This is a genomic window from Mesorhizobium sp. P160219, from assembly GCF_057786095.1.
In genome coordinates this window covers 3,110,416-3,131,990 of record NZ_JBYNWG010000001.1, presented here as the reverse complement: position 1 = coordinate 3,131,990, position 21,575 = coordinate 3,110,416, and the positions used below count along the sequence as shown (strand labels likewise).

The following is a 21,575-nucleotide window of genomic DNA, read 5'->3' as shown; positions in this document are numbered from 1 at the left end:
TTAAAACCGGGGGCGCTTGAGCGACATGCATCAGGCGCCCGTGTCATCGAACAGCATCCCTTCGGCGGGTTTGGCTGAAAATCGACGCAGGGATAATCCCCTCGCTTCCACCTCTACCGCCGGTCTAAAAGTACGTCGCGCTGAAACGTATCCAGGTGATGCATGTCGTTCTCTCAAAACCGGGACCACTTTTGAGCGACATGCATTAGACTCCGGGCAAAGGGGAGATTCTGGATGCTTGGTCTCGAGACATGGCTTTCGCTGATTGGCCCTGCCTACTTCGCTTACATCGGCATCACGGTTCCGTTCGTCGTCGTCTGGGCCATTATCTGTGCAGCCCTGTGGATCTGGAACAACCGGCCGAGCAAGAGGCAAGGCCGTCCCCGCTCGTGGCCCGCCAGCGTCCTGTTCTTTGTCGTCGTCGCCGCGTGCTACGTGGCAGCGCATACGGTGGTCTATCTGCTGGTCCGGTATCTGGCGGCGTTGTGGCTATAGGGCACCCTCCCGGACACTCCGGTGACTGCTCCACGAAGGTAAGCTCGCCGGGCGAGAACCCCAATCATCACTCCCGGCGAGCCTACAACCCGACCATGAACGCGACCAGGACCGGGGTCAGCCGGCAAGTTCCCAGGTGCAAGACGGATGCCAAATAATGTTTCCCGAAATGGGACAGCGGCCCTCATGCGGCGGTGGGCACGGAGAGATCGAGTGTATTCATTCGAACACGCTGTCGTCGCTGAAGAGGAAATCCTGCCGAAACGCATGTTCGCAGCTCGCGCTCTGGTCGGGCTGCCGTACCTGGTTACGGCTGCCAAGGATCGATGACAGGCACGCCGGCCGCATGGAATGGCGCCGTGTCACGCGAGGCGACATGAAAGCCGTTTGCGGAGGCGATTGCCGCGATGTAGCCGTCGGGCACAGGAAACCCCTTGCCGGCTGCCCTCGCCTTCACTGCAAGTCGGGCATAGTGCCGGGCCGCCTCGGTATCGAAAGGCAGGATGCGGCGCTCAAACACGGCGCACACACCGGCGAAGGTTTCAGCGAGCGCAGCCTTGCGACGACCCGCCGGCATGGCCTCGATGCCGAACAGCACTTCGGCGAGCGTCACACTGGAGAGGTAAAGCGTTTCCTCGGCCTGGTCATCAAGCCAGGCCAACACAGCTTGATGCGGTTCGGGCTTCATGGCCTCCGAAACGACATTGGTATCGAGGAGGATCATTCGAACCCCAGCGGTTCGGCCGGCGCCTTGTCGCGAGCCTGCTCCAGGACCTCCACGTCTTCATTGGTCAGCCCGGCGCGTCGGGCAATGTCTGCCAGAACGGAGCCGAGTTTCACACGGCCGTCCGGCCGCACCGCGTTTTCCAGAATGTCGCGTATCTCGGCCTCGGTGCTGCGACCGTGCAAGGCCGCCCGTACACGCAGAGCTCGGTGGGTCGCTTCCGGAAGATTTCGGACGGTCACTGCAGGCATTGATATCGCTCCGATGTCATTGATTGAAAGTATCATATTGTTTCAGGTGATGTCACCATGCATGTTTTGAAAACGTCGCACGGGCGGGATCGACAATCGCCGTCCAGGGAATTGCAGCAGGATCTAAACCTCGAACTCGCCCTGCCCTTCGTCCATTGCGCTGACGGTTTCGGCGGCGAGCGCCCTGGTGATCGGCGTCTTGCGCTCGAGCGCGGTGCGGTCGAGGCGCTCGACCACGCGCATGGCGGTGGCCAGCGAGCGCTCGATGCGGCGCACCAGATATTGCACGACATGCGGCTCGACCTCGACCTGGCGGTCGGCGAAGAGTTTGGTGATGACACCGGCCAGAAGCAAATCGTCCGGCTCATGGATCTCGACGGTTGCCGCCGCCTTCAGCCGCGAGGCAAGATCGGGCAACGTCACCCTCCAGGCGGCGGGGAAGCGCCGCGCCGTCAACAGCAAGGTGGCCCCGGCGCCGCGCACTTCATTGATGAGATGGAACAGGCCCGCCTCGTCGATGGCTGTCTTGTCGACATCGTCGATCAGCGCGGGCCCGCCGCCAAGCCCGGTGATGGCATTGCCGATGTGCTGGGCATCGACCGCCACAGCGTTGGCCCGCGCCTGCCAGATCGAGCCCAGATGTGTCTTGCCGGAACCGGCCGGGCCAGCGAGCACGATCACCGGCGACGGCCAGTCCGGCCAGCGATCGACAAGGGCTGCCGCCTCACGGTTGGTGGCCGACACCACCAGTTCGTCGCGCGAGTAGCCGGTGCCGTGGCCAAGGTCGAGCGGCAGCTGGCGCGGCGGTTCGGTCTTTTGATCCGCCACGTTCAGCCGCGCGGCGAGCGGTGGCCGCCGCCGCGATCGGCAGGCAGCGGCGGGACTGGCTCGGTGGAGTGTCCCTTGTAGAGCGGCGATTCGAGATAGCGGGCAATGGCAAAGCGCACCAGCACGGCAACCGCCGCCGAAGCAGGAACGGCGATCAAAAGGCCGACGAAGCCGAACAGGGCGCCGAAAGCGAACAGCGCAAACATCAGCCAGACCGGGTGCAGGCCGACGCTTTTTCCGACCAATCTGGGCTGCAGGATGTTGCCTTCGATGAACTGGCCGATGAAGAACACCACGGCGACAGCAACGATCATGGTCCAGTCCGGCCAGAACTGGACGAAGGCGACGCCGACGGCCAGGACCAGTCCGGTCAGCGAGCCGACATAAGGGATAAACGAGATCAGCCCGGCGAAGAGGCCGATGAGGATGGCGAAATTCAGCCCGGTCAGCGTCAGGCCGGTGGCATACATGCCGCCGAGCACCAGGCACAGCGTGCCCTGGCCGCGCACGAAGCCGGCGGTCGCGGTGTTGATGTCCCTGGAGATCGCCCTGACCGTCCCGACATAATCACGCGGCACCCAGCTGTCGACGACCGCCACCATGCGATCCCAGTCGAGCAGCATGTAGAAAGCGACAACCGGAGTGACCACGAACAGGCTGACCACCGACACCAGAGCAACGCCGGAACTCCAGATCGAGGTGAAGACGGTGCTCAGCAGGCCGAAACCGGAAGTGAGCAGCGAATTCAGCCCGTCGCGCAGGCCATTGGCATTGACGCCGAATTTCTGCTCCAGCCATTTCGGATCGAAGCTGGTGATCAGCGACTGCAGCCGGGTCAGATATTCCGGCAGCTTGCTGGCGAAATCGGCCATCTGCGTGGCCAGTACCGGAACCAGGATGACGAAGGCCAGCACCAAAAGGACGATGAAGGCAATCAGGATGACCACCGTCGCCATCAGCCGGGAGAGGCCGAGGCGTTGCAGCCGGTCGGCGACCGGGTCGAGAAAATAGGCCAGCACCATGCCGGCAACGAACGGCAACAGGATGCTGGAAAAAATGTAGAGGAACAGCGCCAGGAAGATTGCCGTGCCCAGCCAGAAGAAAATCTGGCGGCGAAACGCCAGGGACGCAGCCGCGTCTGCTAACGCGGCAGTCGCGGCATTCTTGTCAACTACCCGGGGTGGAGCCTTCGCCATAGCCGCTCATATGCCTCAGCCAAGCCACGAGATAGGCCGCGGCCGAAGCCACGGTCAAGACCCCGGACAGCAATATGAGCGCAGGCCTGAGCGGGTCGAGGCGGAGGCCAAGGGCAAGTTCGCCCAGCACACGGCGCCAGCACGATCTGGGCGGCGGTGTTGGCCTTCGACACATAGAGCGGCTTCATCTCGACCGGATGCGCCATGACCGTGGACAAAAGCACGGCGCAGATGATCAGCGCACGCGTGACACCATGGTCACCACCAGCCACAGCGGCAATTGCCCGATGAAGCCCATGACCACGAACACCGAGACCAGAAGCACCTTGTCGGCCATCGGATCGAGATAGGCGCCGAGTTCGAATGCTGGTTGAAGCGGCGGGCGATGAAGCCGTCGACGCCATCGGAAATTCCGGCAACGAGAAATCCGGCAAAGGCCCAGTCCCAGCGCATGTTCAGCATCGCCAGCACCAGCACGAAGCGCAGGATGGTGATGAGGTTGGGAATGGTCAAAGGCATGTCCCGCCATGCTTGTTCTGCAGATCGATGGTGGAGATGGATTGTGGCTGCAAGGACCAGCGGTGAAGGGGCGACTGTCCACGTATTTATCTTGGGCAAAAGCCCGGTATCCTGTCGTCATCCTTGCCCCCCGAAACCATTCATGCGAAGAGCCGCCGAGGGAAACAGGGATGCGCCGACGATGAGCAAGGGCGACCGGGCCAAGCGCAAGAACGGGCTCACCTATGCCGAGGCGGGCGTCGACATCGATGCCGGCAACCTCATGGTCGAGAAGATCAAGCCGCTGGTGCGCGCGACGCGCCGGCCGGGCGCCGATGGCGAGATCGGCGGTTTTGGCGGCCTGTTCGACCTCAAGGCGGCGGGTTTCACGGATCCGGTGCTGGTTGCCGCCAATGACGGCGTCGGCACCAAGCTGAAGATCGCCATCGATGCCGGCAAGCACGACACGATCGGCATCGACCTCGTCGCCATGTGCGTCAACGACATCGTCGTGCAGGGCGCCGAGCCACTGTTCTTCCTCGACTATTTCGCCACCGGCAAGCTCGACCCCGACCAGGGGGCGGCAATCGTCGGCGGCATAGCAATCGGCTGCCGACAGGCCGGCTGCGCGCTGATCGGCGGCGAGACGGCCGAAATGCCCGGCATGTATCACGACAAGGATTACGACCTGGCCGGTTTCGCCGTCGGTGCTGCCGAACGAGGCCAGTTGCTGCCGACCGACGATATCGTCGAAGGCGACGTGCTGCTTGGCCTGGCTTCCTCGGGCCTGCATTCGAATGGCTTTTCGCTGGTGCGCCGCATCGTTGGCGTCAGCGGTCTTGCCTGGGGCGATCCGGCGCCGTTCAACGATGAGGCGACGCTGGCAGAGGCGCTGCTCGAGCCGACCCGCATCTATGTGAAGTCGGTCCTCAAAGCGATCCGTGGCACGCACGGCATCAAGGCGCTGGCCCACATCACCGGCGGCGGTTTCCCCGAAAACATCCCGCGCGTCCTGCCAAAGGACTTTTCCGCAGAGCTCGATCTCAATGCCATCGATGTGCCGCAGGTGTTTTCCTGGCTGGCGAAGACTGGCGGCGTGGCGCCGGAGGAGATGATGCGCACCTTCAACTGCGGTATCGGCATGATCCTCGTCGTCGCCTCCGGCCAGGCCGCACAGGTCGCAGCCGTGCTGCAGGAGGCCGGCGAGACGGTGACGCCGATCGGCCGCATCGTGCCGCGCCGCGACGCCGGCGTTATCTATCGGGGCTCGATCGGCCTATGAGCAGGAAACGCACGGTTGTTTTGATCTCGGGACGCGGCTCGAACATGACGGCGCTAATCGCGGCGGCGAGCGACCCGGCCTATCCCGCCGAGATCGTTGGCGTCATTTCCGACCGGGCCAACGCCGCCGGCCTCGGCATCGCGGCCGCGCGCGGTATCCCGACCAAGGTCATCGTGCGCGCCGACCATGCCAGCAAGGAAGCCCATGATGCGGCGATCGACGCCGCGCTGATTGCGTTCAATGCCGAGATCGTGGCGCTGGCCGGCTATCTGCGCATTCTCTCCCGCGGCCTGGTCGAGAAGTGGCAAGGGCGCATGCTCAACATCCACCCTGCCCTGCTGCCGGCCTTCAAAGGGCTCGATACGCATGCGCGCGCCCTGCGCGCCGGCATTCGCATTCATGGCTGCACGGTGCATTTCGTCACATCAGAGATGGATGACGGCCCGATCATCGCGCAGGCAGCGGTGCCGGTGATGGTCGGCGACAACGAAGACACGCTGGCCGCCAGAGTGCTGAAGGCCGAGCACCGGCTTTATGCGCTGGCACTCGGGCTGGTCGCCGACGGCAAGGCGCACATGGAAGGCGGCCGCACCGTGCTGGCGCATTTCGCCGACGATGCCGAAAACGGAACTTCCGTGGTGATGGCGCCCGACCCGCTGCGCGAAGAACGCGATCTCGAACATCTGGCGCGGATCACGCCGTAGGCCGACATGGCGACACCGAGACAATTGCTCCTGCTGCGCCACGCCAAGTCGAGCTGGGACGACCCGGCGCTTGCTGATTTCGACCGGCCGCTCGGGCCGCGCGGGCTGAAGACGGCGCCGCTGATGGGGCGCGAACTGGCCCGGCGCAGTTGGCTGCCTGACCTGGCGCTGGTGTCGCCGGCGCTGCGTACGCGCGAGACATGGCGGCTGGTCTCGGCGGAACTGTCGGCGAGCGTAACGGTGGAGTTCGCCGAGGCGCTTTTCGAAGCCACGGCTGGCGACATTCTGGCCGAGCTGCAGCAGGCAGTCGCATCGGCTAGCTGTCTCCTGGTGCTCGGCCATAATCCCGGCCTGGAGGACTTTGCCCGCCGGCTCGCCGGTCCGCGATCGGGTGTGGCTGCTCTCAGGAAACTTGAAGAGAAATTCCCGACCGGCGCCCTTGCCCGCTTTGTCATCGACGGCGACTGGGCGGATCTCGGCTTCGGCGCGGCCCGGTTGACGCATTGCATCAAGCCGAAGGATCTAAGCTAGACCAAGCTGCCTAACGGGCTAGCCGCAGGTGACAGCCGCAAACCGTGTTTTGAAAAGACCACGGTCAAACAAGGAGATAGGACCAATTGCTGGCGGATTGATTCAAGATCTTTGCGGCCCCGAGTTCGATTGCATAAAAACAAGAGCGGTGGGCCGGGCCCACCGCTCTTTGTGGTCGTAGATTTCTCAGAAAATCAACGACCCCAGATGCCCTGGCCGGATTCCGGCTGGTTCGAGTCGCCCTTGATCGTGAAATCGCCGAGGCTGGCCGGCTTGCGGATCGAGGCGGTATAATTGTGATCGATGTTGCCGGCGGGCGCTGTTACAGCAGGCTGGTTGACGCTGTCGGAGCCGTAGTGGTCGCTGCCTGCGAAAGCGGTGCCGGTGGCAAGGAGGATGGCAGCAGCGGTAAGTGCGATCTTGGTCATTTCAGGTAATCCAGATTTTTCAGTTCTGTCCGTCAAGTGGCGTGCCTTGGGAGGAATTCGCGTCGCTCGGACCACCCCGAAATGGGTGTGCGTTGCTGCCATTGCCAATCACAAAAATGTGCGAACCGAACCGTTCGGTTCGGTGTTGGAAGGCGCGAAATGGCGTAGTTGTTGCTATATTCTATTCTCTAGGCGGCTCCGACCTCCAACGCCCCTCGTTGCGTTACCCTTGCATCTCAAAAGGTCGTGAAGCCCAGTACGTCGCGCATGTCGTATTCGCGGGGCGGCCGGACGGCGACCCAGCGTGCTGCCGCAATGGCGCCGCGCGCGAACATCGAGCGGTGGCCCGCCGAATGGGAAAGCGTGAGCGTCTCGCCCTCGGCCAGCAAGCTCACGCTGTGCTCGCCGACGATGCTGCCGCCGCGCAGCACGGCAAAGCCGATCTCGCCGGCAGGGCGTGGACCTGTAAGGCCGTCGCGGATGCGTTTCGCCACATCGTCCAGCCTGACGCCATGTCCGCGAGCGGCCGCCTCGCCCAGCATCAGCGCCGTGCCCGACGGTGCGTCGACCTTCATGCGGTGATGCGCTTCCAGGATTTCGATGTCGGCGGCGGGACCAAGTGCTCGCGCCGCCTGCTCGACCAGCCCGGTCAGCATGCTGAGCCCGAGCGAGTAGCTGCCGGAGCGAACGATGGCGACGGACTTCGAAGCAGTAGCGATGGCGGCGAGATCGGCCGGCTCGAAGCCGGTCGAGCCGATGACCAGCGCCGGGCCGCCGCAGGCCGCGCAAGCTTGTGCAAGATCGACGGAGGCCGAAGGCGTGGTGAAATCGATGACGACATCCGCAAGCGCCAGTGCTTCGTCGCGCTCGACCAGCCCCTCACCGATGCTGCCCGGCCTGTGAAAGCGGGCGACGAGCGTCAGCCTGGGATCGGCCTCGACGGCCAGCGCCATCTGGCTGCCCATGCGCCCGTTCGCGCCGGCTATGGCTATTTTCAAAGGATGCGGCATGCGGCTTTCACTGGAAATGCGAGTCACAACAATGATCTACCATGCCGCCCTGCCAGATTGATTCAGCCGGCGCCATGCGTCTTGAGCATCATGCCGGCGATCTCCTTGACCAGCTTGGCGGCAACCAGCGCGGTGAGATTGGAGACGTCCTGGCTTGCATTGTATTCGACGACATCGGCGCCGACGATGGGCTGGTCGATCCGCTGGATCAGGTTGATCACTTGCCGGGTTGTAAGACCACCGGGTTCGCGGTGCGACACGCCGGGCGCACAAGCCGGGTCGAGGCCGTCCAGATCGACCGAGAGGTAGACCGGCGTCTTGAGGTCGAGCTGCAAATCCTCGCTGAAAAGCCGCGCCTCGATCATTTCGACGCCGAAGCGCTTGAGCTGGTCACGAAGTTCATCATTGAGGGTGCGCAAGCCGATCTGGATCAGCCGGTCGGCCAGCCCCTCCTCCAGGATGCGCGCGAAGGACGAGGTGTGCGATCGCCTGTTGCCCTGATAGGCATCGTAGATGTCGGGATGGGCGTCGATCTGGACGATCGTTAGCCTGGCATGGCGGCGGCGCACGGCACGCAGCACCGGCCAGGCGATGGCATGATCGCCGCCGAGGCTGATCAACGGGTGGCCGGCATCCAGCGCGCGGCCGACCTCGGCCTCGATTCGCTCCCACGGATCGCCGGCGCCTGAAAAGTCGATGTCGCCGTGGTCGACGAAACTATCCGCCACATCGAAGCCGGTTTCGCTCCACGAGCTGTGCGCGCCGCTTTTGAGTTCCCGCCGGATCAGGGCCGGCGCTGCAGCCGCGCCCTTGAGATAGGACGAGTTCTCGTCATGTGGTATTCCCAGAAGCGAAACCCTGGTCATCGGCGTGCGATCTCCGGCAACAGGCAATCTCCCTAAACCTGGGTGCTGGCTGGCGATAGCAGTGCCGCTTGGGCCAGTTGCGAAGGCGATCAGGCGTCATTTCCCGATCGCGCCGCCCAGTCTTTGCCTGACGATCGCGATATGGAAATCCGTGCCGTGCAAAAGTCCGTCATCGTTGAAGTCGTAGCTGGAATTGTGCAGCGGCGGCGAGGTCTCGCCATTGCCGAGAAACACGAAACAGCCCGGTACGTGATCGAGGAAGCGGGCGAAATCCTCCGAGGCGGTCATCGGCTCCGCCGCGATGCTGGCGGCGCCATCGGCCAGCACGCGCCTTGCGGCGACAAAGGCCGCGTCCACCAGGTCGGCATCGTTCTGCAGCGGCACGAATTCCCTGCTATAGGTCACGTCGGCGGCGACATTGTAGGCGGCGGCGGTGCCCGCCGCGATGACCCGCATCTGGCGCTCGATCTCGGCGCTGACCTCGGGACGAAAACTGCGGGCGTCACCAAGGATGCGGGCGAGGCCGGGCAATGCGTTGCGGGTGCCGTCGGTGATCAGTTCGGTCACCGAAACCACCGAAATGTCGGCCGGGCTCAGCCTTCGCGAGACGATGGTTTGCAGATTGGTTACCAGCGCGCAGGCGGCGACCAGCGTCTCGTTCCCGGAATGTGGCCGCGCCGCATGGCCGCCGATCCCCTTGAGCACGATCTCGAAATTGTCCTCCGCCGACATGAACGGGCCGGCACGGGTCTCGAAATGCCCGATGGGCAGGCCAGGCATGTTGTGCAGGCCAAAAATCTCGTCAAAGGGAAAGCGCTGCATCAAGCGATCATCGAGCATTGCCAGCGCGCCCTTGCCCCACTCCTCGGCCGGCTGGAAAACGAAACGCACGGTGCCGTCGAAACCGCCCTCGGCGGCGAGCAGCTTTGCCGCGCCGAGCAGCATGGTGGTGTGGCCGTCATGGCCGCAGGCATGCATGATGCCGGGGTTCTGCGAGCCATAGGCTGTCGCGGACTGCTCGGTGATCCGCAGCGCATCCATGTCGGCCCTGAGCGCAATCGCCCGGTTGCCGCTGCCGCGCTTCAACGTGCCGACGATGCCGGTGCCGCCGACCCCCTCTGCAACGTCGTCCAGCCCGAATTCGCGCAGCTTCGCGGCGACAAAGCCAGCGGTGCGCTTTTCCTCGAAACCGAACTCGGGGTGCGCGTGCAAATCGCGCCGCCAGCCCGTCATCTCCCGCTTCAGCGCATCACGATCGAGTTCAGCCATTTTTCTCCCCGACCTCTTTTGCAAGCTCACTGGCGACATCAAGCAGGATGTTGGCGCCGGCGACAAGCTCGGCATCTTCAGTGTGTTCGCGCGAATTGTGGCTGATGCCACCGGCGCTCGGCACGAAGATCATTGCCGCCGGCGCGAGGCGGGCCATCATCTGCGCGTCATGGCCGGCGCCCGATGTCATGCGCCTGACGCCGAGACCGCGGTTCTTCGCGGCCGCCTCGATCAGTTCGACGATGCCGATGTCGAACAGCACCGGTTCGAAGCGGGCGAGCCGCTCGACCGAGATCGATACGTTCTCCGAAACCTCAAGCTCCTCGAGATAGGCAGCAAGGGCCGCCTCATGCGCCTGCAGGCGCTGTTCGTCGGGATCGCGCAGGTCGATGGTGAAGACGGCGCGCGCGGGAATGACGTTGATGGCGTTGGGTTCGAAGCGCATCGTGCCGACCGTGGCCACGGTTGGCCCATTTGAAGCCCTGGCCCGATCGTGCAGGAAGGTGATGATGCGGGCGGCGGCGTGGCCGGCGTCGCTGCGCATCGACATCGGCGTGGTGCCGGCATGGTTGGCGGCGCCGTCGATGGTGATGCGCTGCCAGGAAATGCCTTGCAAATTCTCGACCGCGCCGATCGGCACGCCTTCACGCTCCAGCACCGGCCCTTGCTCGATATGAAGTTCGAGATAGGCATGCGGCTTGAGGAAGCCGGGTTCGCGGTCGCCGGCATAGCCGATGCGGGCGAGCTCCTGGCCGAGCACGCTGCCATCCGTGCCGATGGCGGCCAGCACGGCCTCGGCGCTGACGCCACCGGCATGGCATAGCGAGCCCATCATGTCAGGCGTGTAGCGCACGCCTTCCTCATTGGTGAAAGCGGCGACCGCGACCGGGCGCGACGGCGAAAAGCCCGAAGCCTGCAGCGTCTCGATCACCTCCAGCCCGGCCAGCACGCCGTAGCAGCCATCATAGATGCCGGCATCGATAACGGTGTCGATATGCGAACCGATGAGCAGCGGCGCCTGCCCGGCATTGTCGGGGCTTTGCCAGATGCCGAAGATATTACCGACCCGGTCGATGGCGACTTCCAGCCCGGCCTGCCTGAGCCAGCCGACAAAGAGGTCACGGCCCTGTCTGTCTGTGTCGGAGGCGGCGAGCCGGATCAGCCTATCCTCACTGTCGCGGCCAACGGCGCCGAGTTCCCGGATGCGGCCAAGCAGACGCTGTGCATCGATCCCGATCATGGCTATGCCTCGGCCTTCAGCTTGCCGGCCAGCACATCGGCGGGGCTCTGCCCGACCAGCTCGGTATAGCGATGCGGGTCTGTGGCGCCTTCGGTGTTGATCAGCAGCACGCGGGATTTGTCGTCGAGCCCGAGCGCGGCCTTGTGGTCGGCCACCGCCCGGATCAGCCCGGCCAGACCGACGCCGCCGCTTTCGCCGGCGACGATCACTGGATCATTGCCAGCCGGCCGTGCCAGCCGCCGCATCACCGCGACCGCCTCCTCCTCATCCACTGTCATGAAGGCATCGGCAACCCGCGCCAGAACGCGCCAGGCAACTTGCGAGGCCTCGTAGCATTCGAGCATCGCCATCACCGTCGGCTGATCGTGTGCGACCTTGACCACGTGGCCCGCCCGGGCGGCTGCGACAACGCAGGCGGCGCGGGCCGGCTCGACGACGATGAAGGTCGGCCTGGCGTCACCGAGCACGATGGCGAGATGGCCGGCCAGGGCGGCGGCAATACCGCCGACACCGGCCTGCACGAAGACATGGGTCGGCGGCTGCGGCAACTGGCCCAACGCTTCGCGCACGATCGCCGTATAGCCCTGCATGACCAGACCGGGGATGCGCTCGTAGCCCGGCCAGGAGGTGTCGGACACCACGGTCCAGCCTTGCTCCGCTGAAACCTCGGCGGCCTGCCTGACCGAGTCGTCATAATTGCCGTCGACGCGGATCATCTCGGCGCCATAGCGGGCTATTGCTGCAATGCGCGCCTCGCTGACGCCGGCGTGAACGAAGATTGCCGCTTTCGCGCCAACCAACTGTGCACCTTGCGCGACCGAGCGGCCATGATTGCCGTCGGTGGCGCAGGCAACCGTCATGCCGGCAGCGACCGCCCGGACGTCGAACCGGTTGAGATCGGCCACGTCAACGGGCCGATGAAGCGATCGGCTCGCCTCCTCCAGCACCAGTCGAAAAACGGCATAGGCGCCGCCGAGCGCCTTGAAACTGCCGAGACCGAGGCGAAAGCCTTCATCCTTGATGTGGACGGCGCCGAGGCCGAGTTCGCCGGCCAGCGTCGGCAATGCATGCAACGGAGTTGCGAGGTGATTGTCGCGATGGGCAAGAAAGCGCTCGACCGTATCGGCACCGGCATTCCCCAGCGTTTCGGCATCGACCGGATCGAGCGGCCGGCGGTGCAAGGCATTGCTGTTGAGCAGGAACACGGGTGGCCTCCTTTGGGTGTGACGAAATCATATTGCAGCCGAGGCGCAAATAGCGCTGTTATTGGCGCTTCGAAATGCAAGTTTGTTTCGCCAGGATAGCGCTTTGCCTCGATCGCCTTCGCTCGACAGTTTCGACCTCGCCATCCTTGCCATTCTGCAGCGGGACAACACGACGCCGCAGCGGCTGATCGGCGAAGCCGTCAACCTGTCGGCGCCGGCGGTGCAGCGGCGCATCAAGCGCATGGAACAGTCCGGCGTCATTGCGGGCAATGTCGCCGTGGTCGACCCGGCGGCGGTCGGCCATCCCATCACCATCTTCGTCGAAGTGGAACTGGAGAGCGAACGCTCGGACCTGATCGACGCGGCCAAGCGGCAATTCTCGGCAGAGCCCGAAGTGCAGCAATGCTACTACGTCACCGGCGAGGCCGACTTCATCCTAGTCATCACCGCGGCCGACATGGGCGCCTATGAAGCGCTGACGCGCAGACTGTTCTTCGACAGCAAGAATGTCCGAAAATTCCGCACCTTCGTTGCCATGGACCGTGTCAAGGTGGGGCTGACGGTGCCTCTGCCGGGATAGCCAGTCACTTCTATGCAATTCCGGACGGAAACCGCTCACACTTTTCCTGGAATTGCTTCAGCCCGCCGGCCGCAGCCAGACCTTGTTGTCGTGGAAGGCCGCACCGCCATAGGGCGCTGGTGCGTCGGCGCCGGTGAGCACATTGATGCCTTCGCCACGCTCATGGGCGCTGTTTGGCCAGATGCCCTCGGCGATCACCACGCCGCGCTTGATGCCATCGAACAGCTTTGCGTGCAGCACCACCTCGCCGCGCCGGTTGCCGACCTCGATACGGTCGCCGTCGTCCAAGCCAAGCGCGGCAGCGTCGTCCGGATGCAACAGGAGTTCCGGCCGGCCTTCCTTGGCTCTCGACACCGGTGTCTCGGCGAATGTCGAATTGAGAAAATTGCGCGCCGGTGATGTCGTCAGCCGGAACGGATGCTCGGCATTCGCGACCTCGATCAGGTCGACATGGTCGGGGAATTCGGGGAGTTCCGCCACCGGCCCGAACAGGCCCATGCTTTTCGGCGGCCGGTTGGGCGCCGCCTGCCCGCTCCAGTTGGCGCGGAAGTGAAATTTCTTGTCGGCATGGCCGAAACCATCGATGAAATGCGCCGCCTCGAAATCCGGCTGCAGGTCGACCCATTTGTCTTCCTTGAGGCTGGCGAAGGAGCCCAGCCCGCGCTTGCCGAGGATGATGTCGATATGCTGCTGCTCGGTCAGGCCAAAGCCCGGCCGGTCGGAGACGCCGAGACGCTGCGCCAATTGCTCGATGACGAAGTGGTTGGTGCGCGGCCCTTCCGGCGGTTCGATCAGCTTGGGACCGAGCGTGATGTGCTGGTTGCCACCGCCCTTGTAGACGTCATCATGCTCGAGGAACATCGTTGCCGGTAGCACGACATCGGCAAGCTTTGCCGTGTCGGTCATGAACTGTTCGTGCACGCAGGTGAACAGGTCATCACGGAGAAAACCATGTTTCACCAGCCGCTGCTCGGGTGCGACATTCACCGGGTTGGTGTTCTGGATCAGCATCGCCGTCACCGGCGGGCCACCGTAAAGCGCGTCCGCTGCGCCGGTCAGCACCGGACCGATGCGCGACTGGTCGAGATGGCGAATATTGGGATCGCGCATCGCGGTGCCTTCCAGCACATCCTGGTTGAGCTTGAAGATGCCGGAATTGGAATGGAAGGCGCCGCCACCCTCATATTGCCAGGCGCCGGTGACGGCGGCGATGCAGGATGCCGCGTGCATGTTGACCGCGCCGTTGCGCTGGCGGGCAAAGCCATAGCCGAGGCGGAAATAGGTTTTCCTCGTCGTGCCGACGAGGCGTGCGAAAGCCTCGATCTCGGTGACGGCAAGACCGGTGATGGCGGACGCCCATTCCGGCGTGCGCGTCTCCAGATGCGCTTCCAGCCCCTTCGGATCGTCGGTGTATCTTTCGAGATAGGCGCGGTCGGCCATGCCTTCCCTGAACAGCACATGCATGACCGCGCAAGCCAGCGCGCCATCGGTGCCGGGCTTCAGCACAAGGCCCATATCGGCCTGCTTCATCGTCGCGTTCTCGTAGACGTCGATAACGACGATCCTGGCGCCACGCTCCTTCCGCGCCTTGATGGCGTGGGTCATGACATTGACCTGCGTGACCACGGCATTGGTGCCCCAGATCACCACGCAGTCGGACTTCGCCATCTCCCGCGGATCGGGACCGCGCAAGGCGCCCGCTCCCATCATCCAGCCGGTCCAGGCCAGATTGGTGCAGATCGAGCCGAAGAAGCCGGAGTATTTTTTTGCATGGCGCAGCCGGTCGATGCCGTCGCGCTGCACCAGCCCCATCGTGCCGGCATAGTAATAAGGCCAGACGGTCTCGGAGCCGTATTTTTCCTCGGCCGCGATGAATTTCTCGGCGACGAGGTCGAGTGCCGCTTCCCAGCTGGATTCTTTCCAGATGCCGTCGCCCTTGGCGCCGGCGCGAACAAGCGGCTTCAGCAGTCGGTCCGGATGATGGACACGATCGGCATAGCGCGCGACCTTGGCGCAGACCACACCAGCCGTATACGTATTGGACTTGGCGCCATGGACACGGCCGATGCGGTTGCCATCGAGCAGTTCGACCTCGAGCGCGCAGGTCGAAGGGCAATCATGCGGACAGGCGGAGTGGCCGATTCTGAGCTTGGCGTGCTGGTTCATGGGGCGTTTTTAGCGGGTTTCGCGGGCGGCGTGTAGGGCCAGATCTTACCCTCCCCTTGATGGGGAGGGTCGGCGCGCAGCGCCGGGGTGGGGTGCGGCGCAGACCCCCGCCCCGCTCCGCTTCGCGGATCGACCCTCCCCACAAGGGGGAGGGTAAATCACTCCGCCGTGCCTTCCTCGTACTCGGCCGACATGGTCAGCCACTTTTCCTCGTGGCCAGCCAACTGCTGTGCCAACTGCGAGCGCTCCTTGGCCAGCCGGGTCGCCGTCGATGGATCCTTCTCATAGACGGCCGGATTGGCGAGTTCGTCCTCGATCAGGTCGATGCGCTTGCGGATGCGGTCCATCAGCGCTTCGGTGGCGCGGATTTCCTTGGCCAGCGGCTCGAAGGCGGCGCGGCGCGCCGCGGCATCGCGGCGGCGATCGGCCTTGGATGCCTTCTCGGCCTCGCGCTTGCCGCGTCGATCGCCGGACACGCCGGTGACGAGCGTCTTGTAGTCCTCAAGGTCGCCGTCATACGGGTTGACCGCACCATCCTTGACCAGCCACAGCCGGTCGGCGGTCGCTTCCAGCAGATGGCGGTCATGCGAGATCAGGATGACGGCGCCGGGAAACTCGTTCAGCGCATGGATCAAGGACTCGCGGCTGTCGATGTCGAGATGGTTGGTGGGTTCGTCGAGGATGAAGAGGTTCGGGCCTTCGAAGGCCGACAGGCCCATGAGCAGGCGCGCCTTCTCGCCGCCCGACAGATCCTTGGCGGCGGTGTTCATCTTCTCGGTGGTGAGGCCGAACTGGGCGACGCGGCCGCGCACCTTGGATTCCGGCGCTTCCGGCATCAGCCGGCGGACATGCTCGTAGGCGTTTTCCTCCGGCCTGAGATCGTCGAGCTGATGCTGCGCGAAGATCGCCACCTTCAGGCCCGGCGCCACCGTCATGGTGCCGGTTTCCTGCTTCAGCCTGCCCGAGAGAAGCTTGGCGAAGGTCGACTTGCCGTTGCCGTTGGCGCCGAGCAGCGCGATGCGATCGTCGGCATCGATGCGCAACGTCATCTTCTTGAGGATCGGCTGGCCCTCGGTGTAGCCGACATTGACGTTGTTCAGCGCCACGATCGGCGACGCCACCGTTTTCACCGGCTCCGGGAAAGAGAACGGCCGCACCGTGTCGTTCACGAGCGCTGCGATCGGCTTCATCTTCTCCAGCGCCTTGATGCGCGACTGCGCCTGTCTCGCCTTCGAAGCCTTGGCTCGAAAACGCTCGACGAAGGATTCCATGTGCTTGCGGGCGGCTTCCTGCTTGACACGGCCCTTCTCCTGCAACTCCTTCTGCTCGGTGTACTGGCGCTCGAACTGGTCGTAGCCGCCGCGCCAGAAGGTCAGCTTCTTCTGGTCGAGATGAACGATGGAATTGACGGCGCGGTTGAGCAGGTCGCGATCGTGCGAGATCAGAAGCACCGTGTGCGGATATTTCGACACGTAGTTTTCCAACCAAAGCGTTCCTTCGAGATCGAGATAGTTGGTCGGCTCGTCGAGCAGCAGAAGGTCGGGCTCGGCAAACAGCACCGCGGCGAGCGCCACACGCATGCGCCAGCCGCCGGAGAAGGACGAGGCCGGGCGGCGCTGCGCGGCGTCGTCGAAGCCAAGGCCAGCGAGGATGGTGGCCGCGCGAGATTCCGCCGAATGCGCATCGATATCCGCCAGCCGCATATGGATGTCGGCAATGCGGTGCGCGTCGGTGGCGGTCTTTTCCTCCTCGAGCAATGCGGTGCGCTCGAGGTCGGCCTTGAGCACGATTTCGATCAGCGGCTCCTCGGTGCCGGGCGCTTCCTGCGCCACCTGGCCGATGCGGGTGTTCTTGGGCAGGCTTATCGAGCCGGTCTCGGAGGGAAAGTCGCCGGTGACGGCCTTGAACAGCGTCGTCTTGCCGGTGCCGTTGCGGCCGACGAGGCCGGCCTTTGTGCCGGCCGGCAAGGTCAGCGAGGCATGATCGAGAAGCAAGCGTCCGGCCATGCGGAGCGAAAGATCGTTGATGATAAGCATGCCGGGGCTTTTGCACGGGAGGGCGGCGCTTCGCAAGGGCCTGGGCGCCGGCGGGGGCATAAGGCATGAAAACGGCGCGCCTTAAGCGCGCCGTCCATTGCAAACAGCAGACTGACTTTTCAGAGGCTGCCTGGTTCAGGCTTTGGGTTTGCGCTTCGTCACCTTGGCCGCGGCGGCCGGAACGGCCGGCTTGCGGCCGAGGCCCGAAGACTTGGCCAGTGCCGAACGGGTCGCGGAGTAGTTCGGCGCCACCATCGGATAGTCCGACGGCAAGCCCCATTTGCCACGATATTCCTCCGGGCTGAGACCATGGTCGGTCATCAAGTGGCGCTTCAGCGACTTGAATTTCTTGCCGTCCTCAAGACAGACGATGTGGTCGGGAAACACCGACCGCTTCGGATTGACAGCCGGGTTCAGCGCGGGGCTTTCCACGGCGGCAATGCTGCCCAGCTTGCGCACCGATGCGCTGACGCTGGCGATCAGATCCGGCAGGCCGGACGCAGGGAGCGGATTGTTGCCGACATAGGCCGAGACGATGTCAGCAGTCAGTTCAATAGCGGTCTTGCTGTCGATGGTGTGCAATTCTGTTTCTCCCGCCGGTCATGAAGTTGCCGGCTTTTTTTAAGACTTCTCTTGATGTATCGACCTAGCTGCACCCCCCAACGGGTCGCTAAGTCTCAATAAACGATCAAGAATCGGAACAGGAGGATGTTTCCACAACAGGTTGCAACGTTGCAAATTAGAAAATCTAATACTTGGAAACGGCCGACTTCGCGCCAGCAGATTTCAACTGCACGGACCCGGCAGGTTTGGAGTCGGCCAGTATCTCCAGAATGCGCTTCCAGCGGGCGCACCGGCCGAAATCTTTTTGCTCTATCGCCTTTTCGGCCTTCATGGCGGCGTAGAGCGGCGCCTCGGCGCCGAACTCCTTGAGCAGCCAGAATGCTTCCTGTCTGGCGAGGCGTTCATCGTCGTCAAGCATGTTCAGCCTCCGAGCGTTCTATGCCCACCGCAATACAGCTGCCGATGACGAGGACCGCACCGGCTATCGCGGTAAGCGTCAGCCTTTCGCCCGAAAGTGTCAGCAGCAGCGTCGATGCGATCGGCGTCAGATAGGCGATGACCGCAACCTTGCCGCCGCCTTCAAGCTTCAAGGCGCGCGACCAGAAATAATATCCCAGCCCCATCGGGCCGGCGCCGAGATAGAGGCCAAGCAGGAGGTGCTCGCTGGATGGCCAGGCTGCGCCGTCGTGAATACACCACAGCAAGGTCAGGCCGACGCCGACCAATGCCGAAGGCAAAAGCAAACGCTCCGACGGTGTGGCCAGGCGGGCGACCGCAATCGAATAGAAGGCCATGCACAGCGCCGAGCCGAATGCAGCGAGATAGCCGACGATGCTGCCTTGGAGAAAAGGCTGGCCGCGACCACCCGAAATCACCAGCGCCACGCCGACAAAGCCAAGCACGGCAGTTAAACCCAGCAGCGCGGGGCGTTGCCGCTTGCCCAGCACGATGACCGCCGCCGCGACCATCAGCGGCCAGGTGTAGGCGACGAGATTGGCCTCGATCACCGGCATGGAGGCAAAGGCGATGTATTGCAGCACCATGGTGCCGACCAGGCCAATAAAGCCGACCGCGACCGGCGCCAGGGTGCCGTCAGCACCCTTGGAAAAGGCTGCGTCTTGCGTGTCCCCCTTCCGGCTCGCCAGATGGATGACGGCGAACACCAGAGCCGCTCCACAAAACTGCAGCAACTGCACGAGCGACACTGGATGGCTGGCCAGCAGGGATTTGCCGACCAGCGCGTTGGTCGACCACAGGGCGACCGCGCCGGCGGCGAAGACCAGGGCCGATGGCGAGCCGGATCCATCCCGGAATCGGCGCGACGGTGCCTTGTCCTTATCGCCGACCATGATGTTACCGACGGCCAAACCGGCGTCCACTTCTATGCCCTGGCTACCAGGATTCCCTTGACCCGCCCGGGACCGGCGCATCCGTCGCCGCCGCAACCGGACGCTCTTCCTCGAAGCGGCGATAGGCCGGCAGCTGGTTCGTCCAGACGTCTTCGGCCAGTTCGTTGACCCATTCGCGATCATGATCATTGTCGGCTGCGAGATAGAACATGCGGTTGTCGTCGACATAGGGCTTGGCCACAGAGCGCTGGTTGAGGACCAGCGTGACGCGCGAGCCGAGCTGGATCGGCGCGGTGCGGTGCAGGACGCCGAGAAACTGGCCGAGCGTGGCGTAGTTCATCTTGTGGTCGATGCGCATGACCTGGTTGCGCGGAATCTCGCGGCCGGATTCAAGGATGGCGCGGCCGGTCTCGGAATCGTCGCAGTAGATTTCGAGATGGCCGCCGACCAGCGGATTGCTGATCGACAGCGGAATGAGTTCGGTGACCGGGACACCGTCGCAATGCCAATCGACGGCGCCGTCCTTGGGATTCATGAAAGTGACGGTCGAGCCGACGATCGACAGCGGATAGGGCTCGAGCTTGGTGCCCATCATGTCGGACAGACGTTCCAGGCGCAGCTTGTCATGCAGCAGTTCCTTGATCTCCGGGATGAAACGGTCGGCGCCGGTGATGAAGGTCAGATCGAGGTGCTTGTGCACGGCGTGGCTGGCCTTGAGCTTCAACGCCGCCTCTTCGATCGCCGCCAGCAGCGCCGGGTCGTAGCCATGCAGATACTGCGCAACGCCGAAACCCGACACTTTCCAGGCCGTCTCATGACCGATAATGGCTTCTCGGCTCATCGCGTAGCGCAGTTCAGGTATGGTATGGGCGTTCATTCTACTTCTCCAGGATGGGGGCATCACTTGGTAAACTGTCAATTAATTTCCCCACCCCTGTAAAATTAGGAATGCTGGTGCTAGTGTAAGCCCAGCTTAAGGTCGAAACGCGTGCGTCTGCTCAGTCAGGTCAACCTCAATTCGCTGAAGATTGTCGAAAGTGCCGCCCGGCACCGTAACTTCACGCGCGCCGGCGAAGAGCAGTTTATTACTGCTTCCGCCGTCAGCCAGCGCGTCAAAAGCCTCGAGGAACAGCTGCGCTTCAAGATCTTCCAGCGCGGCGGCAATGCGGTGTCGCTGACGCCCGAGGGCGAGACCTATGTGTCGCGCGTTCGCGAGGCGCTGGAGCGCATCGTGGCGGCCAGCATGGAGGCGACCGGACAGTCGCAGGCACATGTGCTGAAGATTTCGGTGCTGCCGACGTTCGCGGCGCGCTGGCTGTTTGCCCGCCTGCCGCTGTTCCAGCGGCAATATCCCGAAATCGAAATGCGGGTCTCGACCTCCTACGCCACCAATGAGTTCGCCACCTCCGAGTTCGACCTCGAGATCCGCTATGGCGACGGCAGCTTTCCCGACCTCAAGGCAGACCTGCTGTTCAAGGAGGATTTGACGCCGGTGTGCAGCAGGAAGCTGTTCCACGAGGTTCTCGGCGACAGGCCGCCGTCAAAGGTGACGCCCGACGACCTCAGGCATTTCACGCTGCTGCATTCCGACACCTGCACGCAGAACTGGCAGTCGTGGCTGGGTTTTGCCGGCGCGAGTTCCGTGCTCGGCGAGACCAAGAGCATCTATTTCGATTCCTGCATGATGTCCTATGAGGCGGCCAATGCCGGCATGGGCTTTGCAGTCGCCAACCGCGCCTATATGGCGAGCGAGATCCGCGCAGATAGGCTGGTGGCGCCGTTTGCCGTGCATCACCCCAACACCGCCGGCTGGTATTTCGTCTGCCCGGTCACCGCGCCCTACACGCGCAAGGTGGAACTGTTCAAGCAGTGGATAATGGCCGAGGCGGCGCTGACGCAGTGCCAGTTGGACGCCGGGATTGCCGGCGGCCCGGTGCTGCGGCAGGCGATGGCCTGAGGTCGGATTCTTTCCGCGGCCTTGCGGGATTTGCGGCCGTTTCAGCTGGTTTTGCGCAGACGGCACGAGCAGAACCGGCACGAAAACTGCCACCTCATGACGCAGGCGAGAGACTCAGCTATCTTCGGTTGTTGCGGCGGACCTGATATCCGCCTGGCCGGCGCTATCAGCTCACCTCCCAAGCGGCGCCGGCCTTCTTCTCCTGAAAGCCATTTCTCGTCTCCCGCCGGAAAACGATCATTGCGCCGGCTGATCGCCGCTGGCCGCCGGCTTTGGCGCCGAATCCGTCTGCGGAGTTTGATCGAGCACCGGGGCTTTGGTTGGCTGGATGTCGCCGTCGCAGGCGGCGAGCGCCAAGCTGGCGGCTAGCAGAATCAGAAGCCTCTTCATGGCGAC

General features: G+C 63.7%; 23 protein-coding genes and 1 pseudogene. 6 read left to right on the top strand and 18 right to left on the bottom strand.

Annotated elements, in window-relative coordinates; translation table 11 throughout:
* The first annotated feature begins 234 nt into the window (after positions 1-234).
* Positions 235-495: a hypothetical protein gene (locus tag AC3EMP_RS15105; protein ID WP_352518962.1), complete on the top strand. Its 261-nt coding sequence runs from the start codon at positions 235-237 to the stop codon at positions 493-495.
* A gap of 307 nt (positions 496-802) precedes the next feature.
* Here the strand turns inward: AC3EMP_RS15105 and AC3EMP_RS15100 are convergent, their stop codons facing one another.
* The 5 genes and pseudogenes from AC3EMP_RS15100 to AC3EMP_RS15080 form a co-directional block, all read right to left on the bottom strand.
* The gene (locus AC3EMP_RS15100; RefSeq protein ID WP_023684763.1) at positions 803-1,219 is read right to left on the bottom strand and encodes a type II toxin-antitoxin system VapC family toxin; all 417 of its coding nucleotides are present in this window, start codon (positions 1,217-1,219) and stop codon (positions 803-805) included.
* A complete protein-coding gene (locus AC3EMP_RS15095) occupies positions 1,216-1,470 on the bottom strand; it encodes a FitA-like ribbon-helix-helix domain-containing protein (RefSeq protein ID WP_023670289.1) in 255 nt (84 codons plus the stop codon). The genes AC3EMP_RS15100 and AC3EMP_RS15095 overlap by 4 nt, the downstream gene beginning before the upstream one ends.
* Positions 1,471-1,593: 123 nt before the next feature.
* Positions 1,594-2,298 carry a DnaA regulatory inactivator HdaA gene (gene hdaA, locus AC3EMP_RS15090; protein WP_352597528.1) on the bottom strand — a complete coding sequence of 235 codons (705 nt, stop codon included), beginning with the start codon at positions 2,296-2,298 and terminating at the stop codon, positions 1,594-1,596.
* Between the two features lie 2 nt (positions 2,299-2,300).
* Positions 2,301-3,494: an AI-2E family transporter gene (locus AC3EMP_RS15085; RefSeq protein WP_023695549.1), complete on the bottom strand. Its 1,194-nt coding sequence runs from the start codon at positions 3,492-3,494 to the stop codon at positions 2,301-2,303.
* Positions 3,466-4,007 (bottom strand): annotated as a pseudogene (locus tag AC3EMP_RS15080) (CDP-alcohol phosphatidyltransferase family protein). The gene AC3EMP_RS15085 and the pseudogene AC3EMP_RS15080 overlap by 29 nt, the downstream one beginning before the upstream one ends.
* Before the next feature lie 187 nt (positions 4,008-4,194).
* Here AC3EMP_RS15080 and purM point away from each other — a divergent pair.
* Genes purM through AC3EMP_RS15065 form a run of 3 tightly spaced genes read left to right on the top strand, consistent with a single transcriptional unit; the run spans position 4,195 to position 6,509 of the window.
* Positions 4,195-5,274 (top strand): phosphoribosylformylglycinamidine cyclo-ligase, encoded by a 1,080-nt coding sequence (purM, locus tag AC3EMP_RS15075; RefSeq protein ID WP_023689059.1) that lies wholly within the window; start codon positions 4,195-4,197, stop codon positions 5,272-5,274.
* Positions 5,271-5,978, top strand: a complete 708-nt coding sequence (gene purN / locus AC3EMP_RS15070) for a phosphoribosylglycinamide formyltransferase (protein WP_023689060.1) — start codon at positions 5,271-5,273, stop codon at positions 5,976-5,978. The genes purM and purN overlap by 4 nt, the downstream gene beginning before the upstream one ends.
* Positions 5,979-5,984: 6 nt before the next feature.
* Positions 5,985-6,509, top strand: coding sequence for a SixA phosphatase family protein (locus AC3EMP_RS15065; protein WP_023705321.1), 525 nt, complete (start codon positions 5,985-5,987; stop codon positions 6,507-6,509).
* A gap of 194 nt (positions 6,510-6,703) precedes the next feature.
* Here the strand turns inward: AC3EMP_RS15065 and AC3EMP_RS15060 are convergent, their stop codons facing one another.
* The 6 genes from AC3EMP_RS15060 to AC3EMP_RS15035 form a co-directional block, all read right to left on the bottom strand.
* Positions 6,704-6,937, bottom strand: a complete 234-nt coding sequence (locus AC3EMP_RS15060; RefSeq protein ID WP_023689062.1) for a DUF680 domain-containing protein — start codon at positions 6,935-6,937, stop codon at positions 6,704-6,706.
* Positions 6,938-7,173: 236 nt separating this feature from the next.
* On the bottom strand, positions 7,174-7,947 hold the full coding sequence (dapB, locus tag AC3EMP_RS15055) for a 4-hydroxy-tetrahydrodipicolinate reductase (RefSeq protein ID WP_023684757.1): 774 nt from the start codon (positions 7,945-7,947) through the stop codon (positions 7,174-7,176).
* A gap of 62 nt (positions 7,948-8,009) precedes the next feature.
* The gene (speB, locus tag AC3EMP_RS15050; protein ID WP_352710013.1) at positions 8,010-8,813 is read right to left on the bottom strand and encodes an agmatinase; all 804 of its coding nucleotides are present in this window, start codon (positions 8,811-8,813) and stop codon (positions 8,010-8,012) included.
* A 96-nt stretch (positions 8,814-8,909) separates the two neighbouring features.
* Positions 8,910-10,082: an amidohydrolase gene (locus AC3EMP_RS15045; RefSeq protein WP_352597526.1), complete on the bottom strand. Its 1,173-nt coding sequence runs from the start codon at positions 10,080-10,082 to the stop codon at positions 8,910-8,912.
* The gene (locus AC3EMP_RS15040) at positions 10,075-11,322 is read right to left on the bottom strand and encodes a Zn-dependent hydrolase (RefSeq protein WP_031196559.1); all 1,248 of its coding nucleotides are present in this window, start codon (positions 11,320-11,322) and stop codon (positions 10,075-10,077) included. Before AC3EMP_RS15040 ends, AC3EMP_RS15045 begins: the two co-directional genes overlap by 8 nt.
* A 2-nt stretch (positions 11,323-11,324) precedes the next feature.
* The gene (locus tag AC3EMP_RS15035) at positions 11,325-12,527 is read right to left on the bottom strand and encodes a diaminopropionate ammonia-lyase (protein ID WP_023752542.1); all 1,203 of its coding nucleotides are present in this window, start codon (positions 12,525-12,527) and stop codon (positions 11,325-11,327) included.
* 103 nt (positions 12,528-12,630) lie between these two features.
* On the opposite strand from AC3EMP_RS15035, the gene AC3EMP_RS15030 reads away from it, so the two are divergent.
* On the top strand, positions 12,631-13,107 hold the full coding sequence (locus AC3EMP_RS15030; protein ID WP_023689068.1) for an Lrp/AsnC family transcriptional regulator: 477 nt from the start codon (positions 12,631-12,633) through the stop codon (positions 13,105-13,107).
* A gap of 57 nt (positions 13,108-13,164) precedes the next feature.
* Here the strand turns inward: AC3EMP_RS15030 and AC3EMP_RS15025 are convergent, their stop codons facing one another.
* The 6 genes from AC3EMP_RS15025 to AC3EMP_RS15000 form a co-directional block, all read right to left on the bottom strand.
* Positions 13,165-15,273 (bottom strand): molybdopterin-containing oxidoreductase family protein, encoded by a 2,109-nt coding sequence (locus AC3EMP_RS15025; protein WP_352710009.1) that lies wholly within the window; start codon positions 15,271-15,273, stop codon positions 13,165-13,167.
* A 158-nt stretch (positions 15,274-15,431) separates the two neighbouring features.
* Positions 15,432-17,309 carry an ABC-F family ATP-binding cassette domain-containing protein gene (locus tag AC3EMP_RS15020; RefSeq protein WP_023695560.1) on the bottom strand — a complete coding sequence of 626 codons (1,878 nt, stop codon included), beginning with the start codon at positions 17,307-17,309 and terminating at the stop codon, positions 15,432-15,434.
* 135 nt (positions 17,310-17,444) lie between these two features.
* Positions 17,445-17,891, bottom strand: a complete 447-nt coding sequence (locus AC3EMP_RS15015) for a Ros/MucR family transcriptional regulator (RefSeq protein WP_023670270.1) — start codon at positions 17,889-17,891, stop codon at positions 17,445-17,447.
* 166 nt (positions 17,892-18,057) lie between these two features.
* Positions 18,058-18,291: a hypothetical protein gene (locus tag AC3EMP_RS15010; protein ID WP_023733893.1), complete on the bottom strand. Its 234-nt coding sequence runs from the start codon at positions 18,289-18,291 to the stop codon at positions 18,058-18,060.
* Entirely contained in the window at positions 18,284-19,252 is a 969-nt protein-coding gene (locus AC3EMP_RS15005) for a DMT family transporter (protein ID WP_352597523.1), read from the bottom strand. The genes AC3EMP_RS15010 and AC3EMP_RS15005 overlap by 8 nt, the downstream gene beginning before the upstream one ends.
* Positions 19,253-19,265: 13 nt before the next feature.
* On the bottom strand, positions 19,266-20,099 hold the full coding sequence (locus AC3EMP_RS15000; RefSeq protein WP_023684748.1) for a hypothetical protein: 834 nt from the start codon (positions 20,097-20,099) through the stop codon (positions 19,266-19,268).
* A 111-nt stretch (positions 20,100-20,210) separates the two neighbouring features.
* Here AC3EMP_RS15000 and AC3EMP_RS14995 point away from each other — a divergent pair, with 111 nt between their 5' ends.
* Positions 20,211-21,179 carry a LysR substrate-binding domain-containing protein gene (locus tag AC3EMP_RS14995; RefSeq protein ID WP_023733891.1) on the top strand — a complete coding sequence of 323 codons (969 nt, stop codon included), beginning with the start codon at positions 20,211-20,213 and terminating at the stop codon, positions 21,177-21,179.
* Positions 21,180-21,416: 237 nt separating this feature from the next.
* On the opposite strand, the gene AC3EMP_RS14990 is transcribed toward AC3EMP_RS14995, so the two are convergent.
* Positions 21,417-21,569 (bottom strand): hypothetical protein, encoded by a 153-nt coding sequence (locus AC3EMP_RS14990; RefSeq protein ID WP_023693936.1) that lies wholly within the window; start codon positions 21,567-21,569, stop codon positions 21,417-21,419.
* Positions 21,570-21,575: the final 6 nt, after the last annotated feature.

Excerpts from the sequence above, each read along its gene's own strand:
- AC3EMP_RS15000 (WP_023684748.1), bottom strand. The coding sequence starts at position 20,099 with ATGAACGCCCATACCATACCTGAACTGCGCTACGCGATGAGCCGAGAA.
- AC3EMP_RS15040 (WP_031196559.1), bottom strand. The coding sequence starts at position 11,322 with ATGATCGGGATCGATGCACAGCGTCTGCTTGGCCGCATCCGGGAACTC.
- AC3EMP_RS15065 (WP_023705321.1), top strand. The coding sequence starts at position 5,985 with ATGGCGACACCGAGACAATTGCTCCTGCTGCGCCACGCCAAGTCGAGC.
- AC3EMP_RS15105 (WP_352518962.1), top strand. The coding sequence starts at position 235 with ATGCTTGGTCTCGAGACATGGCTTTCGCTGATTGGCCCTGCCTACTTC.
- dapB (WP_023684757.1), bottom strand. The coding sequence starts at position 7,947 with ATGCCGCATCCTTTGAAAATAGCCATAGCCGGCGCGAACGGGCGCATG.
- AC3EMP_RS15025 (WP_352710009.1), bottom strand. The coding sequence starts at position 15,273 with ATGAACCAGCACGCCAAGCTCAGAATCGGCCACTCCGCCTGTCCGCAT.
- AC3EMP_RS15020 (WP_023695560.1), bottom strand. The coding sequence starts at position 17,309 with ATGCTTATCATCAACGATCTTTCGCTCCGCATGGCCGGACGCTTGCTT.
- AC3EMP_RS15100 (WP_023684763.1), bottom strand. The coding sequence starts at position 1,219 with ATGATCCTCCTCGATACCAATGTCGTTTCGGAGGCCATGAAGCCCGAA.
- AC3EMP_RS15010 (WP_023733893.1), bottom strand. The coding sequence starts at position 18,291 with ATGCTTGACGACGATGAACGCCTCGCCAGACAGGAAGCATTCTGGCTG.
- AC3EMP_RS15085 (WP_023695549.1), bottom strand. The coding sequence starts at position 3,494 with ATGGCGAAGGCTCCACCCCGGGTAGTTGACAAGAATGCCGCGACTGCC.
- AC3EMP_RS14990 (WP_023693936.1), bottom strand. The coding sequence starts at position 21,569 with ATGAAGAGGCTTCTGATTCTGCTAGCCGCCAGCTTGGCGCTCGCCGCC.
- purM (WP_023689059.1), top strand. The coding sequence starts at position 4,195 with ATGAGCAAGGGCGACCGGGCCAAGCGCAAGAACGGGCTCACCTATGCC.
- purN (WP_023689060.1), top strand. The coding sequence starts at position 5,271 with ATGAGCAGGAAACGCACGGTTGTTTTGATCTCGGGACGCGGCTCGAAC.
- AC3EMP_RS15045 (WP_352597526.1), bottom strand. The coding sequence starts at position 10,082 with ATGGCTGAACTCGATCGTGATGCGCTGAAGCGGGAGATGACGGGCTGG.
- speB (WP_352710013.1), bottom strand. The coding sequence starts at position 8,813 with ATGACCAGGGTTTCGCTTCTGGGAATACCACATGACGAGAACTCGTCC.
- AC3EMP_RS15095 (WP_023670289.1), bottom strand. The coding sequence starts at position 1,470 with ATGCCTGCAGTGACCGTCCGAAATCTTCCGGAAGCGACCCACCGAGCT.
- AC3EMP_RS15060 (WP_023689062.1), bottom strand. The coding sequence starts at position 6,937 with ATGACCAAGATCGCACTTACCGCTGCTGCCATCCTCCTTGCCACCGGC.